The sequence below is a fragment of the Streptomyces sp. NPDC051578 genome (genome assembly GCF_044454045.1).
GTDB lineage: Bacteria > Actinomycetota > Actinomycetes > Streptomycetales > Streptomycetaceae > Streptomyces.
The window spans coordinates 147713-163203 of sequence record NZ_JBITDH010000001.1 but is presented as its reverse complement, the minus strand read 5'-3'; the positions used below and the strand labels follow the sequence as shown (position 1 = coordinate 163203).

The window sequence follows — 15491 nt, the reverse complement described above, 5'->3', positions numbered from 1 at the left end:
CAAGGGGCGTGAAGGCGCCCGGAGAGGGAAGGAAAGCAACGTGTCCGCCACCACGCCTCCGTCGCAGCCGCCGTCGTCCTCGGGGCCGCCCGGCCAGTCGGGCCCTCCCGGCTCCCCGGGAGCTCCGGGTCCGGGGTCCGGCGCCTCCGGCGCCGCCAGCCCGGAGACGCACGTCATCGACTTCCGGGCCGCCGAGCAGCTCCTGGCCGCCCGTGACCCGCGGGGCGCCGTCAAGCTGCTCGACTCGGTGATAGCCGCCCACCCCGAGAACACGGCGGCCCGGCTGCTGCGGGCCCGGGCCTTCTTCGCGGCCGCGCAACTGCGCCCGGCGGCGCTGGAGTTCGAGCTGGTGCTGGAGCGCGAACCGGACAACGCCTACGCGCACTTCGCGCTCGCCCGGACCCACGAGCGGTCCGGGCGGCGCGCGCAGGCCCGCAAGCACTTCCGGCTCGCCGCCGCGCTCGACCCGCAGCCCGAGTACCTGGCCGCCGCGCGCTTCGAGGACTGAGACCGGGCGCGACGGTGGCCCGCGCTCGACCCGCAGCCCGAGTACCTGGCCGCCGCGCGCTTCGAGGACTGAGACCGGGCGCGACGGTGGCCACGCCTGAGGCGGCGGCCTCCGCTGAGCCGGCGGCTGCGCCGGCCTCGGCGCACGTGCGGCGGCTCGTACGGCGCTCTGTGGCCTTCAGCGCACGTGCGGCGGCTCGTACGGGGCTCCGTGGGCCTCAGCGCACGTGCGGCGGCTCGTACGGGGCTCCGTGGGCCTCAGCGCACGTGCGGCGGCTCGTACGGCGGCACGTCCCGGCCGGGCTGGTAGTGCGGGCCCTGGCGGATGTGGTGGACGTCCACGAGGGAGTCCACCGCCGCGAGCACCGCGACCACGGCGCAGGCGGCCGCCCACCCCGGGCGCTCACCCAGCGAGAACAGGGCCGCCCCGCCGGCGGCCCAGATCAGGCCCCACACACTGAGCCACAACCGCAGCCGCAGCGGACTGCGGGCGGTCACCGGCTCGTTTCCGGTACGCATGGCCATCGCCTCTGATCACCGTAGTCCTCAGCTCCATGGTCCCACCGACGGTCGCGTCGGCGGGAGGCGGAACCGGCGGCCCGGGGCGGACAGGTCCGGAAGAGACGGCCTAAGGGCTGTCCCGTAATCCGCGGCGGATCAGCGCGCGGCGTCAGATGCGGCGCATCGCAAGGCGGAGGGTCGTCCTCATACTGGGCGTATTCGGGTGATCCCGACAACGCGGCGAGGTGCCGTAGCTGGCGCCGCGCGCCCGCGGGGGATTGCGGGACAGCCCTAGGGGTCCAGCTTGTCCACGGCCGTCGCGGTCGTCTTCTTGAAGGCGGCCACGGGCGCGTCGGAAAGGGTGCCCATCTGCCCCCACGCCACGACGGTGACGGTCGCGCCGTCCCGGCCGATGCCGAAGAGGTGCACGCCGGGTTCGGAGTCCGGGATCGCGGTGTGGACCCCGTAGACGTGGGCTCCCTCCTCGACGGGCAGCTTGCCGTAGTCCTGCCAGGAGGCGGTGCCACCGGGCGTCGTACGCAGCCACTCGGCGGCGCAGGCGGCGACCTCGCGTTCCAGGGACGCGGCCAGGGTGGCGGCCGCGGAGCCGGAGGAGGCGCGGACGGAGAGCTGTGTGGCGCCGGTGTCGTGGTCGGTGCCGAAGACGCGGTGCCAGCTGCCCTTGGCGGGGAGGCCCTCCTCCAGACAGAACGGCGCGCTCTCGGGCAGGCCCTTGGTCACCTTTCCGGCGTGCCACGGCGAGGAGGGGTGCGCAGGCAGGTCGGTGCCGTCGAGGAAGCCGGGCGCGGAGGCTGCCGAGGCGGTGGCCGGGCCGGCGAGCAGGAGGGCGGCGGCCGCGGTGGCGGCGGCCGCGAGGACGGTGGTGAAGCGTCGGAGCATGGTCGGCTGGTCCCCGTTTCCGGTCGGTGGGCGGTCGCGGGGTTCCTACCCCGGTGAGGACGGCGGGGCGCGGACCGGGACGGAATCGGGACACGGGAGCGTGAAGGCGGGCGGCGACGGCCCCGGCCGGATCGGTAAAGGCGCAGGTCGGGGGCGTTGTCAGTGGGCCCACCTAGACTCGGCGGCAGAGGAGAACCGTCCGACCGCCCGCCATCAGATCGCCAAGCATCCGATCGTCAAGCATCCGACCAGCAGGTATCCGATCGCCAACCGTCCGGCCACCGGGGAAGGGAGGGCCACCGTGGGCACCGCGACGTCCCGGCCGTACGCGCCGAAGCAGCCGCCGGCACATCCGCACGCGCCGACACCGTCGCCCGGAGCGCCGGACGCGCTGCTGCGCCATGCCGCCGTGTTCCTGCCCGCGGCCGTCCCGCGCCAGGGGCGGGTGGCCTTCTGGAGTCCAGAGGGGGACCCGCTGCCCGAGGCCGGGAGGGCGGCCCCGCTCGATGTGGTCCGGCCGCACGGCGAAGGCGTGCGCACCCGCGGCGTCCCCTGCGTCAGCCTGTCGGTCAGCGCCGCGCTGCCGCTGCTGCTGCGGGCGGCCCGCAGCCCGGCCGCCCACCCCGCCACCCGCGCCTGGGGCACCGCCGCCGCGCAGGCGCTCGCCCTGGTCGCGCGCGGGCGGCTGCTGCCGGGGGTCACCCCCGACGGGGTCGACGCCTGGCGGGCCGGACCGCTCGACGCCGACGACGTGGCCCACCTGCGCGCGATCGCCTCCGCCCTGCCCTACGAGGCGTACGCCACCCCGCTCGCCGGTCGCCGCCCGCTCCAGCTGCCCGAACCGGAAGCCCTGGTCCGGGCCTTCCTCGACGCCGCCGCCGACAGCCTGCCCCGCACCCCGGCCGCGCCGGTGGCCGCCGGGCGGCCGTTCGCGGCGCGGGAACCGCAGCAGGTGCCCGGGATACGGGAATGGGCCGCCCAGGTGGCGGCCGGGGCGGACACCGGGGTCGGGATCTCCCTGCGGCTCGACCTGTCCTCCTTCCGCCTCTTCGACGAGGCCGAGCCCGAGGACACCCGCCGCGCCGGCGCCGCCGTGGTCCAGGTGCACAGCCTCGCCGATCCGACGCTGGTCACGGATGCCGAGCAGCTCTGGGCGGGGGCGGCGGCCGCCGGGTTCGGGCCGCGCGCCCGCATCGATGCCGTGCTCGCGCTGCGCCGGGCCGCGCGGGTGTGGCCGCCGCTGCTGCGCCTGCTGGACCAGCCCGTCCCCGATGTGCTGTCCCTCTCCGACCCGGAGCTGGAAGACCTGCTGGGGGTGGCCGCGGCCCGGCTGGCGGAGGCCGGGGTCACGGTCCACTGGCCGCGCGAGCTGGCCCGTACGCTGTCCGCGACCGCCGTCGTACGGTCGGCGGCGCCCGGCTCCGCGATCGAAGGCACCGCGTTCTTCGACGCGGAGAACCTCTTCGCCTTCTCCTGGGAGCTGGCGCTGGGCGGGGACCGGCTCACCCCGGGGGAGATGGACGCGCTGGCGCAGGCCCACCGGCCCGTGGTGCGGCTGCGCGACCAGTGGGTGCGCGTGGATCCGGGCCTGGTGCGCAAGGCCCGCAAGCGGCAGTTGGGGCTGCTGGACCCGGTCGACGCGCTGGCCACCGTACTGACGGGGACGGCCGAGGTCGACGGCGAGCCGGTCGAAGCGGTCCCGGTGGGGGCGCTGGCCGCGCTGCGGGACCGGCTGACCGGGGAACCGGCGGCCCTGCCCCAACCCGCCGCGTTGAAGGCGACCTTGCGCGACTACCAGGCCCGGGGCCTGGCATGGCTGGACCTGATGACCTCCCTCGGCCTCGGCGCCTGTCTCGCCGACGACATGGGCCTGGGCAAGACCGTCACGCTGATCGCGCTGCACCTGCACCGGGACCGCCCCGAACCGACCCTGGTCGTGTGCCCGGCGTCGCTGCTGGGGAACTGGCAGCGGGAGATCGAGAAGTTCGCCCCGGGCACCCCGGTGCGCCGCTTCCACGGCGGTGGCCGCAGCCTGGAGGGCCTGGACGGCGGTTTCGTCCTGACCACCTACGGGACGATGCGCGCCAGCGCCGCCAAGCTGGCGGAGCAGAGCTGGGGCATGGTCGTCGCGGACGAGGCGCAGCACGTCAAGAACCCGCACTCGGCGACGGCGAAGGCGCTGCGCACGATCCCGGCCCCGGCCAGGGTGGCGCTGACCGGCACCCCGGTGGAGAACAACCTGTCCGAGCTGTGGGCACTGCTCGACTGGACCACGCCGGGCCTGCTGGGCCCGCTGACCACGTTCCGGGCCCGCCACGCCCGTCCGGTGGAGCACCAGAACGAGGAGGACGGCGGCAACGAGGAGGCCGTCGCCCGACTGGCGGCCCTGGTCCGCCCGTTCCTGCTGCGCCGCAAGAAGTCCGACCCGGGCATCGCCCCGGAGCTGCCGCCGAAGACCGAGACCGACCATCCGGTGTCCCTCACGCGCGAGCAGGCCTCGCTGTACCAGGCCGCGGTGGACGAGGCGATGGCGGTGATCGCGTCGAGCGAGGGCATCCGACGACGCGGCATGATCATGAAGCTGCTGATGTCGCTCAAGCAGATCTGCAACCACCCTGCGCAGTATTTGAACGAGCACGGCCCGAACGAGCACGGCCCGAACGGGCACATCTTGAGCAGGCCCGGCTTGAGCAGGCCCGGCTTGAGCGGGCCCAACCCGAACGAGCACGGCCCGCACGAGCACCGCACGCCCACCCCGCAGCCCCGCCTCGCGCACCGCTCCGGGAAGCTGGCCCTGCTCGACGAGCTGCTCGACACGATCCTGGCCGAGGGCGGCTCGGTGCTGGTGTTCACCCAGTACGTGACGATGGCCCGCATCATCGAGCGGCACCTCGCCGCGCGGGGGATCTCCCACCAGCTGCTGCACGGAGGGACCCCCGTCGCCACCCGCGAGCAGTTGGTCGATCGGTTCCAGGCGGGCGAGGTCCCCGTCTTCCTGCTCTCCTTGAAGGCGGCGGGCACCGGGCTGAACCTGACCCGGGCCGGGCACGTCATCCACTACGACCGCTGGTGGAACCCGGCCGTCGAGGAGCAGGCCACCGATCGTGCCTACCGGATCGGGCAGACCCAGCCGGTGCAAGTGCACCGGATCATCGCCGAGGGCACCGTGGAGGACCGGATCGCCGAGATGCTGGAGGCGAAGCGGGCGCTGGCCGACGCCGTCCTCGGCTCGGGGGAGTCGGCGCTCACCGAGCTGACCGACCGCGAACTGGCCGACCTCGTTTCGCTGCGGAGGCCGATGTGATCACCGCACGGGACGACCGCCGCCGTACCTTCGAGACGGTGCCGCCCGGCGCCGAGGCACAGACCTGGTGGGGACGCGCCTGGGTGGCCGCGCTGGAGGAGCGCTCGCAGGACGCGGCCCGGCTGGGGCGCGGGCGGGCGTACGCGGCCGAAGGCCATGTCGACGCGGTGACGATCACCCCGGGCCGGATCGTGGCGTACGTCCGGGGCAGCCGGGTCCGCCCGTACCGCACCGAGCTGGCGCTGCCGGCCTTCGAGGACCCCGAGTGGCGTGAGGTGCTGGAGGGTGTGGCGGCCTATCCGGCGGCGCTGGCCGGGCTGCTGGAGGGCGAGGTCCCGCAGTCCCTGGCGGACACGGTCCTGCCGGGCGCGGGGGAGCTCGTCCCGCGCTGCTCCTGCCCTGATGTGGGCCGACCGCCCTGCAAGCACGCCGCCGCACTCTGCTACCGGGCGGCCCGGCTCCTGGACGAGGACCCGTTCGTACTGCTGCTCCTGCGCGGGCGGGGCGAGCGGGAACTGCTGGCGGAGCTGGCCCGGCGCAGTGCCGCCCATGCCGCGCGCGAACGGCCCGATGCCGCGCCCGCCTTCCCCGGGGTCCCGGCCCGCGCGGCGCTGGCCCGGACCGTCCTGTCCCCGCTGCCGGCCCCGCAGCGGGCGCCCGGGGCCGTGGGCCTGCCGCCCGCGTACCCGTCGGACCCCGCGGCACCGGATCCGCTGGCGCTGGACCAGCTCGCCTCGGACGCCGCAGCGCGGGCGCTGGCCCTGCTGCGGACCGGTGAGGACCCCCTCGCCGGATTCACGGTGTGGCAGGACGCCGTCCGGCTGGCCTCCGCGCACGCGACGGCCGGACTGACCGGCGCCGCCCGCGCCCTCTACCGCGACCTGGCCCGGGCCACCGGCCGCACCACCACCGATCTCGCCCGGGGCGCGGCGGCCTGGCGTCAGGGGGGTCTGGCCGCCCTGGTCGTCCTCGAAGAGGCCTGGGACCCGCCGGCCGGCCCCTTCGACCGGGCCCGGCCCGCCCTCGTCGCCGCGGGCTGCGGCTCCTTCCGGCCCGACCGCAACCGCCTCAGCACCCGCAGCCGGCAGCTCCGGCTGGGCCGCCAGGGCCTCTGGTACGCGTACGAGTCCAGGTCGGACGAGGAGGACTGGTGGCCGACCGGCACGCCCTCCACGGATCCGGTCGCCGCGTTGCGCGGCTGAACCCCCGTTATCGAGGCCGAGGTCAGCCATGCCGCGATCATTCAATGCGTGTTACCCAGTACACGATGGAGTGAAATTCGTACCGGCTCTATAACTCGTATGGGCTCACGGCGTTGTTTCCGGTGCGGGCGGGTTGCCCGTGAACTCCTCCGGAAGGCAGGGAACTCATGCGTCACAGTCGTCGGAACGGCTTGATCGCGGCGGTGGTCGCGGGAGGTGGAGTGGCGGTCGCGGGGGTGAGCGGCTTCGCCTACGCCGATGCGGACGCGGGCGGCGCCGCCCAGCAGTCGCCGGGGCTGCTCTCGGGCAACCTGGTGCAGCTGCCCGTGCACACGCCGGTCAACGTGTGCGGCAACACCGTGAGTGTCGTCGGAGTACTCGACTCGGCCACGGGGAACCGCTGCGTCAACGACGGGCACGCAGGCGGCGGTAGCCATCAGGGGTCCGGGGCGTCCCAGTCCGGGCCGTCGTCGCACACCTCGAAACCCGGAGCCGGAAACGGTACGGGAGCGGTCGCCCAGGGGCGCGGAAAGGATTCTCCGGGGGTGCTGTCCGGCAACGGCGTCCAGCTTCCCGTCGACCTGCCACTGAACATCAGCGGCAACTCCGTGAGCGCGGTCGGCGTCGGCAACGGAGCCGTCGGCAACACCTCCGTCAACGGCGGCTCCCACGAGCCCGTCCAGCCGCCCGTCGTCGAGCAGCCCGCCGTCCAGCCGCCGGTCACCCCGCGGCCGATCATCACACCGGCCCCGCAGCAGCCCGCCGGCGCGCTGGCCCACACCGGCGCCGACGCCGTCGGCTACCTGCTGCCCGGCGGTGGCGCGCTCCTGCTCGGCGGGGTACTCCTCTACCGCCGCTTCCGCGTCGGCTAGCACGGGACGGAGCCCTGCCGGGCGCCGTCGGGCGCTCAGCCGGTCTGCTCCGGCAGGAGCGGCCCGGCCGCGGACTGCGGCCGAGCGCGCCAGCCGTCCAGGATCGCGTCGATCCGCGGCGCCAGCCGGGCCCGCGCCGTGAAGCGGGGGACCCCCGCCATCAGCAGCGCGTCGTACTCGGTGTCGGTGTGGCGCACGGCCGCCCGGACCGCCACCGACACCGCCTGCTCGTCGAGGGCGCGGCCGGCCGCCGTGCGGCCGACCCTGCCGCTTCCCCGCAGGGAGGCGTGCGCGGCGATCGCCCGCGCGCGGTCCACGGGGATCCCGGGGAACAGCCGCAGGATCTCCGCGCCGAAGGCCGCCGTGAACCGGGTGTCCTCGGCCGCGCGGCGCAGCCGGTCGCGTTCCCGGCGGCGGGCCCGCGCGTCGGCGTCGGCCAGACAGGCCCGCTCGGCGCGCGCCAGGGCCTCCTCCTCCACCAGCAGCCCCTGGCGTTCGTAGCGGTGGCGCCGCCTGTGGAGGCGGACCACGACGGCCGACAGCGAACTGGCCTCCCTGGCCCGCCGGGTGAGCGCCGCGTCGCCCCGCGGCAGGTACACCAGGTGCCCCAGGTCGGCGCAGTCCAGACAACGGGGTACACCCGCCTCGCGGACGAGGTGCCGCAGCGGCCCCCGTCGGCACTCGGCGCAATGGATGAGCTTCTGCGACTCGAAGACGACGAGACTCATGACGGAGTGATACCGCCGTCCGGCGCGTATATCACCTTACGGATATGGGTTGTTGGCTTTTCATTAATTCGGTCTGGATCTCATCAGGTCCGCCTAACGTGACCCGGATGGGCCGCTCGGTCCATGGAGGAGGGGCACATGGGTGGGTGGCAGGCGACGGCACGGCGTCCCAGACGGACCGAGGCCTCGGACCTCGTGGGCCGGGAGATCGTCATAGCGCCCGGGGAGTGCACGGGGTGGCACTACCACGACGTGCCGCTGATGGCGGTCGTCAAGTCCGGCACGCTGACCCGGATCCTGCACGACGACACGGTCGAGGTGCACCCGGCCGGGACCACCTTCGTGGAACCCGCGGGAATCGACCACATCCACCTGGGGCGCAACCTCGGCACCGAACCGGTCGTGCTCCAGGTGACATGCTCGCTCGCCGAGGACGCCCCCTGGTCGGTGGCGACCCCGGCCCCGCCCGCGGCCACCCCCTGCGGCTGCCCGGGCCACGCCGGAGTGAGCAGCCCCGTGGGGTGAGGGGCCAAGCCGGAAAGGGCGACGCCGGGTGAGGGATCAGCCGGGGTGAGGAGCCGTCCGGGGTGGGGTGCCCAGCCGCGCAGAGCCGCCCGGTCGGTCACACCAGCCGGCGTATCTCCCCGCGCACCCGGTAGAAGCCCCCGGGCGAGGCGTGCAGCCCGTCCACCACGTACCGGGCGCCGGCCTCCCGTATCCCGCGAGGGAACTGCACGTTCCACGAGGGGTCGAAGCCGCCGGACACCACCTGGACCCGCACGCGGCTCCCCTGGCGCACGCACTCCACCACCACGCCGTCCGCCGGCGCGGAGGCCACCGAGACCGTCGCCACCGCCGCGGGCGACGCGGCCGGCGCGAACACGGGCAGAGCAGCTGCGGACTTCACATCCACCGCGGTCGGGACCGACCCCTGCTCGGCCGCCGCGATCGCCGCCTCGCTCGCGTCCACGCACACCAGCGAACCGTCCGTGGTCACCAGGTACAGCCGCTCGTCCAGGTACTGCATGGACAGCGCGGCACCGCTGCCCGTGCCCAGCTTCCACAGCCGCCGCCCCGACGCGTCGAAGCAGTAGACGGAGGAGGAGAGGTCGCCGGCGAACACGTGGCGGCCGTCCGGGGAGGTCGCGCACGAGTACACCGCCGCGTCACACCGGTAGGAGGCCTCCACCGCGCCCGTCGCCTTCGACAGCCGCTGCACGGTCTTGCGGCCGGTGCCCGCGTACACCGCGGTGTCCTCCTGCCAGCCGAACAGCACCGATCCGTCGGTCGTGGTGTGCCACAACTCGCCCCCGCCGTCGGCGGCATAAGCCGTGACGCCGCCGGTGTGGCCGTGGTACACCGCCCGCTCGTCCGCCCGGACCATCCAGGCGTTGGACCCGGCCGACCGGCGCGACCACTGGAACTCCTCCTCGTGGTCGATGACGGTCAGCCCGCCACTGCGGTCCGAGACGTTCAGGACGCCCTCACGGATGTCCAGCCAGAAGATGTCCACATCGGCGGCTATGTCGTACGCCCCGAACGGCACCTTCGAGGACAGGTCGTACACCGTGCCGTCATCGCAACCCGCGTATATCCAGAACTCGTCCGCCACCAGGCACTTCACGCCGTCCGGTAGCGAGTACCGGGCCAGTACCTCACCGCCGTGGCTCAGCGTGTAGACGTCTCCCGCCTGATTGCCCACCCAGCAGCGGTCCTCGTCCACATGGATCCCGAAGGCGGAGGAACCCGTACGGAAGCGCCACACGACGGGAGCCACCGCGCGCGCCGTCGACGGAGCCGAGGTCACCTGCCGGCGGGTCACCGACCGCGCCGCGCGGGCTCCCCGCACCGCAGGGGCGTAGCCCTTGCGGATCTTCTCGCCTATCTTCTTCGCGGCGGCCGCCCGGGCCTTCTCCGCCGTCGGGAAGGAGGAGTTCTGGAGCTGGCCGTCCGCGCCGATGCGGCCGTAACGCACGGAGACGGCCGTGCCGTCCACAGTCACCTCGTAGAACTTGTGCGCCCCCGCGCCGTCCTGGGACAACTCCAGGTACGTCGTCTCCCGCGTCATGACAGACCCCTCCCCAAGGCCGGGCCGACGGCTTCGGTTCGCGTCGGTGATCCCTCGTGAAAAACGCTACGGCCCACCACTGACAATGGGCTCGTGCAGCTGGAACCGATCACCTGGCAGCGGTTGGCCGAGCGGCTCGCCGACCATCTCGACGAACGCGAACGCGAACGCGAACGCGAACGCGGACCCGAACGCGAACGCGGACCCGAAGACGAAGGGGGCGGGGCGGGTTGGCAGCGGGTCGGCATCGACGGCGCGCCCGCCGCCGGCACCGGGATGGCGGCGGACCACCTCGCCGAGGCGCTGCGCTCGCGCGGCCGCCCTGCCCTCGTGGTGGCCGCCGACGGCTTCCTGCGGCCGGCCTCCCTGCGCTTCGAGTTCGGCCGCGAGGACGTCGACGCGTACCTCGGCGCCTGGTACGACACGGCCGCGCTGTGGCGCGAGGTGTTCGGACCCACCGACCCGGGCGGTACCGGGCGGGTGCTGCCCGACCTGTGGGACCCCGTGACCGACAGGGCCACGCGCAGCCCGTACACCGAACTCCCGCCGGGCGGCGTACTGATCGTGCACGGCCCGCTGCTGCTGGGCCACTGGTTCCCCTTCGACCTCAGCGTGCACATCAGGCTCTCCCCGGGGGCGCTGGCCCGCCGCACCGAGGAGTCCGCGCGCTGGACCCTGCCGGCCTTCGCCCGCTACGAGGCCGAGACCGACCCGGCAGAGCAGGCCGATGCCGTCGTCCGGGCCGACGACCCCCGCCACCCCGCCTGGACCGGCCTCGACGGATGACCGCGCCGTCCCGTACGTCCGGGATCCGCAACAGCGCGATCGCGGCTCGGGAACGAACGACGTGCGGACATCACCGCGGCCGGTTCCGCTCGCTACGGTGACGGCACGTTCGGACGGCGCGTTCGGACGGCGCGTTCGGACGGCGCCCGTGGGAGGGCGCCTTGGCAGAGGGGGACGGCAATGCGCGGACACGGCAGGACGCTTCGGGGCACCAGACGGTTCACGGGAACGGCGTTCGGCGCCCTCACCCTGTGCGCCGCATTCGCCCTCACCGGCTGCAACGGCAACAGTGACGACGGCGCCGACGCCACCGGCCCGGCTCCGGCCACCACCGCTCCCGTGGCCGCGCCGCCGGCCGCCCCCTCGGCCGCCGCGCCGTCCGTCGCGGCGGTCAGCAAGGCCCCCACGAAGCCCTCGGCTTCGGCGACCGCCCCCGGCAAGCCGAAGCCGCCGGCTCCCGGCCCGGCCTGTAGCCACAAGCCGGTCTCCGCGGACGAGATCGCCGTCGACCGCTACACCCCGGAAGGCGGCTTCACCAGCCTCATCGTCAAGCACGGGGCGTGGGGCTGCCCCGGGGCCGGGGGCAAGACGTCCTTCGAGACGGTCGGCGAGGAAACCTTCATCCCGATCGCCGAGGACGCCAAGATCACCGCCGTCAGCCCGATCCTCCCGAGTGCGGTGAGCAAGCCGATCACCCTCCTCGAACTCACCTCGTGGCTGGAGAGCCACCCGGACAAGGGCCTGGTGTTCCACTACCACCTCGGCGCCAAGGGCGAGATCGACACCCTCGGTCAGGAGGAGTACCTGCCGTAGCGGTCATGGCCTTCCGCCCAGCCGGGTGACCGCCAGCGCAGCCGCCCGGCAGCCGGCGCGGGCCGCGTCCGCGGGGCCCGCGCCCGCCATCCGGGCCGCGAGGAAGCCGCCCGTGAAGGCGTCCCCGGCGCCGGTGGAGTCCACCGCCTCCGCGAGGTCCGCGGCGACCTCCGCGGTGATCCGGCCCCCCTCGGCGACCAGCGCCCCCGCCGCCCCCCGCGTGACCACCACGAGCGGTATCCGCCGACTCAGTTCCGCCGCCGCGCACGCCACACCGGCCCGCTCCGGCAGCCCGGCCAGCAGTACGGCCTCGTCCTCGTTGGGCAGCAGGACGCCCGCCCCGTCCACGGCGGCCATGAAGCGCTCCGGGCCCAGCGCGGCCAGGAACCCCGCCGAGGCCGGATCCACGCTCACCGGCACGCCCCGGGTGCGCGCCGCCCGCAGCGCGACCAGGGCCAGGTCCCGGCTGGACTCGGCGAAGAAGAGGTACCCCGACAGGTGCAGGTGCGCGGCCCCGTCGAGCAGGGCGGGCGCCCAGTCGGCGGGGGACAGACGCAGCGAAGCACCGCTGTCCGTCAGGAACGTGCGCTCCGCGTCCTTGCCGACCAGCGCCACCACCGTGCCCGTCGGTTCCTCCCGGTCGATCACCAGCTTCGGCCGCACCCCGGCGTCGACCAGGGCCCGCTCGTGCCAGCGCGCCGATTCCGCCCCGACCCGCGCGAGGAGGCGTACCTCCGCCGTTCGGGTGCGCGCCGCCCAGCAGGCCGCGTTCGCACCGGCGCCGCCGGGCAGGGTCCGGATCCGGGCCGCGGTGTCGGTGGCCGGCGCCAGCGGGTGCGGATGCACCGCGACCACGTCCGTCACCACGTCCCCGACGACCAGCAGCGCCCCGCCCCGGTCCGGCCGTCCGCCGGTCACGCCCGGGCCGCCCAGGCCCGGGCGATGCGGGCCCCGAGCCGGACGTTGCCGCGTACCGCCGCCAGGTTCGCCTCCAGCGAGGCCCCGCCCGTCGCCCGTACCAGGAACTGCAGGAGGAACGGTGTCACCGCCTGCCCCGTGAGCCCCCGCTTCCGGCATTCCGCGAGGGCCTCGGCCAGCACCCGGTCGTGGAGCTCCGGATCCAACTGCTCCGCCTCGGCGACCGGATTGGCCACCAGCAGCGCGGACTCCGGGCCCCCGAGGGCGTCCTGTGCGGCCATCACCTCCGCCACCTCCTCCGGGCGGTGCACCGTCCAGTCCACCGGCTCGCCGGAGCTGGCGAGGTAGAAGCCGGGGAACCGGTCCGTCCCGTAGCCGAGCACCCCGACGCCGAGCGTCTCCAGCCGTTCCAGGGTCGCCGGGACGTCCAGGACCGATTTCACCCCGGCGCACACCACCGTCACGCGCGTGCGGGCCAGCAGCGAGAGGTCCGCCGACTCGTCCTGGCTCTGCGTCCACTGCCGGTGTACGCCGCCCAGCCCGCCCGTGGCGAAGACCCGCAGCCCCGCCCGCGCGGCCAGGAACGCCGTCGCGGACACCGTCGTCGCCCCTGTGGCGCCCGTCGCGAGAGCCGGTGCCAGGTCCCGGTGGCCGAGCTTGCGCACGCCGTCACCGCTCGCGATCCGCTCCAGCCCGGCCTTGTCGAGGCCCGCGTACGCCACTCCGTCCAGGACCGCGACCGTCGCCGGAACCGCGCCCTCGGCGCGGACCAGCGCCTCCAGTTCCAGCCCCACCGCCAGATTGCCGGGCCGGGGCAGACCGTGGGCGATGATCGTCGACTCCAGCGCGAGGACGGGCCGTCCCGCGCCGAGCGCTTCGCGTACCTCTTCGGACAGGACGGGTACCCCGGACGGCGCGGCTGCTGTGTGCTGTGACATGTCCCCATCCATGGCACGGGATCACCGCCCGCAAACGCGGGTCCCCGCGCCCGCACCCGCACCCTGGACAGGATGACGCGTTCCGTACGCCCGCGCTGGACGCTCTGGCCACCCCGCGGGTCCTCGCACCGGCCTTACGCTTGCGCCCCATGAGCACCAGTGACCACAGCGCCCGTCCCGCCTCCTTCGCCGTCTCCCTGCCGGACGTCCCGGACGCCGAACTGGAGGTGGAGGAGCTGGACCCCGCCCGGATCGTCTCCGGCGACCCGGTCGTGACCGGCAAGGTGCTGTGGGAGTCCGAGGACGGCTCGCAGATCCGCGGGATCTGGCAGATCACCCCGGGAGTGGTCGCCGACACCGAGGCCGATGAGCTGTTCGTGGTCGTCAGCGGCCGCGCCACCATCGAGGTCGAGGGCGGGGCGACCTTCGAGGTCGGGCCCGGCTCCGCCTGCGTGCTCCGCGAGGGCGACGAGACGACCTGGACCGTCCACGAGACGCTGCGCAAGGCCTACCACATCAACTGCTGAGCGCCGCCGCACGGCCTTGCCCTACGCGTCCGCCCGCGCCCCCGCCTTCGCCGGCCCGGGGTGTCGGCGGGCCGTGAGCAGACCGAGCGCCGCCACCGGCAGCAGCAGCGCGGCGCCGATGGCGTTGAGCCAGCCGTAGCCGGCCTGGGACATGACGAGGCCGGCCGCCGCGCCGCCCACCCCCGCGGCGGTGTTCATCGTCAGGTCGCTCAGGCCCTGTACGGCGGCACGCGCGCCCTGCGGAACGGAGTCGGTCAGCAGCGCCGAGCCGGACACCATCCCGGCGGACCAGCCGAGCCCGAGGACGAACAGACCCAGCGCGCTCTGGCCGTGGCGGTCGCCCGCCGTCCCCGCGAGCAGCGCCGCCAGCGAGAGCAGCCCGGCCCCGAGCCCGATGACCGAGAGCCGGCCGAGCCGGTCCGCGAGCCACCCCATGAGCGGCGAGAAGGCGAACATGCCCGCGATGTGGCCACTGATCACCAGGCCCACCATTTTGAGGCCGGCGCCGTGGTGGCCGAGGTCCATCGGGGTCATCACCATGATCGACACCATGGTGGTGTGGGACACGGCGACGGCGAGCAGGCCCAGACGGGCCCGCGGCGAGGCCTTGACGGCGGCGAACCCGGCGCGCAGCGAGCGGCCCGAGGCGGGAAGGGCCGCCGGCGCCGACAGCGCACGCGCCGTCAGCAGCGGGTCGGGCCGCAGGAAGACGGCGAGCAGCGTGCCGGTGAGGACGAAGACGACGGCGGCCCCCAGGAAGGGGCCCGCCGTCTGGGGTATGGAGGTGCCTGCGAAGGCGGCGCTGGCCGGGGCGGAGAGGTTCGGTCCGGCCACGGCCCCGATGGTGGAGGCCCACACGACGACGGAGATCGCCCGCGCACGGCGGTCGGGGGCGGCGAGGTCGGCGGCGGCGAAGCGGGCCTGGAGGTTGGCCGAGGAGGCCGCGCCGAAGGCGGCCATGCCCAGCATCAGCAGCGGGAAGCTCTTGACCGATGCGGCCAGCACCACGAGGAGCGCGCCGCAGGCGCCGATGCCATAGGCCAGCACCAGCCCGGGCCGGCGCCCGCGCGCGGTCATGAACGCGGCGAGCGGCAGCGAGACCAGGGCGGTGCCGATCACGGCGGCGGTGGAGGCGAAGCCGGACAGGGACTCCGTGCCGCCGACCTCGGTGGCCAGAACAGGGGCCAGGGCGATGCTGATGGGCACGCCCAGGCCGCCCAGCATCTGACTGGCGATCAGCACACCGGTGATCCGCCGCCGCAGCCGGGGCAGCTCCGCGGCCGTGACCGGCGCGGTGGCGCGCTCCGTACCGATGGACGCCGTCACGAGCGACAACCCCCTCGCGGCAGCGGGACGCGAACGGCAGGGGCGAGCCCACCGCGAGGGGCAGGGGCGAGCCCACCGCGAACGGCGGGCGCGGGGCCACC

Annotated in this window: 15 protein-coding genes; 8 read left to right on the top strand and 7 right to left on the bottom strand. The window is 74.7% G+C overall.

What is annotated here, in order from left to right; all coding sequences use genetic code 11:
* The first annotated feature begins 175 nt into the window (after window positions 1–175).
* Window positions 176–508: a tetratricopeptide repeat protein gene (locus tag ACIA6C_RS00765; RefSeq protein ID WP_329202110.1), complete on the top strand. Its 333-nt coding sequence runs from the start codon at window positions 176–178 to the stop codon at window positions 506–508.
* A gap of 257 nt (window positions 509–765) precedes the next feature.
* Here ACIA6C_RS00765 and ACIA6C_RS00760 read toward each other — a convergent pair whose 3' ends face one another.
* Both ACIA6C_RS00760 and ACIA6C_RS00755 read right to left on the bottom strand, forming a co-directional pair.
* A complete protein-coding gene (locus tag ACIA6C_RS00760; RefSeq protein ID WP_399271933.1) occupies window positions 766–1026 on the bottom strand; it encodes a DUF6343 family protein in 261 nt (86 codons plus the stop codon).
* Between the two features lie 273 nt (window positions 1027–1299).
* Window positions 1300–1908 carry a hypothetical protein gene (locus ACIA6C_RS00755; RefSeq protein WP_399271931.1) on the bottom strand — a complete coding sequence of 203 codons (609 nt, stop codon included), beginning with the start codon at window positions 1906–1908 and terminating at the stop codon, window positions 1300–1302.
* 391 nt (window positions 1909–2299) lie between these two features.
* Here ACIA6C_RS00755 and ACIA6C_RS00750 point away from each other — a divergent pair, with 391 nt between their 5' ends.
* From ACIA6C_RS00750 to ACIA6C_RS00740, 3 genes are all read left to right on the top strand, one after another.
* Window positions 2300–5212, top strand: coding sequence for a DEAD/DEAH box helicase (locus ACIA6C_RS00750; protein ID WP_399274413.1), 2913 nt, complete (start codon window positions 2300–2302; stop codon window positions 5210–5212).
* Window positions 5209–6414, top strand: coding sequence for an SWIM zinc finger family protein (locus ACIA6C_RS00745; protein WP_399271929.1), 1206 nt, complete (start codon window positions 5209–5211; stop codon window positions 6412–6414). The genes ACIA6C_RS00750 and ACIA6C_RS00745 overlap by 4 nt, the downstream gene beginning before the upstream one ends.
* A gap of 167 nt (window positions 6415–6581) precedes the next feature.
* Window positions 6582–7286, top strand: coding sequence for a chaplin (locus ACIA6C_RS00740; protein ID WP_399271927.1), 705 nt, complete (start codon window positions 6582–6584; stop codon window positions 7284–7286).
* Window positions 7287–7321: 35 nt separating this feature from the next.
* Here ACIA6C_RS00740 and ACIA6C_RS00735 read toward each other — a convergent pair whose 3' ends face one another.
* Window positions 7322–8014, bottom strand: a complete 693-nt coding sequence (locus ACIA6C_RS00735; protein WP_399271925.1) for a DUF2293 domain-containing protein — start codon at window positions 8012–8014, stop codon at window positions 7322–7324.
* 138 nt (window positions 8015–8152) lie between these two features.
* On the opposite strand from ACIA6C_RS00735, the gene ACIA6C_RS00730 reads away from it, so the two are divergent.
* Window positions 8153–8539 (top strand): cupin domain-containing protein, encoded by a 387-nt coding sequence (locus ACIA6C_RS00730; protein ID WP_361136118.1) that lies wholly within the window; start codon window positions 8153–8155, stop codon window positions 8537–8539.
* A gap of 97 nt (window positions 8540–8636) precedes the next feature.
* Here ACIA6C_RS00730 and ACIA6C_RS00725 read toward each other — a convergent pair whose 3' ends face one another.
* On the bottom strand, window positions 8637–10082 hold the full coding sequence (locus ACIA6C_RS00725; protein ID WP_399271923.1) for a WGR domain-containing protein: 1446 nt from the start codon (window positions 10080–10082) through the stop codon (window positions 8637–8639).
* Window positions 10083–10175: 93 nt separating this feature from the next.
* Here ACIA6C_RS00725 and ACIA6C_RS00720 point away from each other — a divergent pair, with 93 nt between their 5' ends.
* Window positions 10176–10868, top strand: a complete 693-nt coding sequence (locus tag ACIA6C_RS00720) for a uridine kinase (protein ID WP_399271921.1) — start codon at window positions 10176–10178, stop codon at window positions 10866–10868.
* 180 nt (window positions 10869–11048) lie between these two features.
* Window positions 11049–11681, top strand: a complete 633-nt coding sequence (locus tag ACIA6C_RS00715) for a hypothetical protein (protein WP_399271919.1) — start codon at window positions 11049–11051, stop codon at window positions 11679–11681.
* Window positions 11682–11684: 3 nt separating this feature from the next.
* Here the strand turns inward: ACIA6C_RS00715 and ACIA6C_RS00710 are convergent, their stop codons facing one another.
* Both ACIA6C_RS00710 and ACIA6C_RS00705 read right to left on the bottom strand, forming a co-directional pair.
* Window positions 11685–12599: a carbohydrate kinase family protein gene (locus ACIA6C_RS00710; RefSeq protein ID WP_399271917.1), complete on the bottom strand. Its 915-nt coding sequence runs from the start codon at window positions 12597–12599 to the stop codon at window positions 11685–11687.
* Window positions 12596–13537 (bottom strand): pseudouridine-5'-phosphate glycosidase, encoded by a 942-nt coding sequence (locus ACIA6C_RS00705; RefSeq protein ID WP_399271915.1) that lies wholly within the window; start codon window positions 13535–13537, stop codon window positions 12596–12598. The genes ACIA6C_RS00710 and ACIA6C_RS00705 overlap by 4 nt, the downstream gene beginning before the upstream one ends.
* A gap of 149 nt (window positions 13538–13686) precedes the next feature.
* On the opposite strand from ACIA6C_RS00705, the gene ACIA6C_RS00700 reads away from it, so the two are divergent.
* Window positions 13687–14064, top strand: coding sequence for a cupin domain-containing protein (locus tag ACIA6C_RS00700; protein ID WP_399271913.1), 378 nt, complete (start codon window positions 13687–13689; stop codon window positions 14062–14064).
* A gap of 21 nt (window positions 14065–14085) precedes the next feature.
* On the opposite strand, the gene ACIA6C_RS00695 is transcribed toward ACIA6C_RS00700, so the two are convergent.
* The gene (locus tag ACIA6C_RS00695) at window positions 14086–15399 is read right to left on the bottom strand and encodes an MFS transporter (RefSeq protein ID WP_399271911.1); all 1314 of its coding nucleotides are present in this window, start codon (window positions 15397–15399) and stop codon (window positions 14086–14088) included.
* Between the last annotated feature and the right edge of the window lie 92 nt (window positions 15400–15491).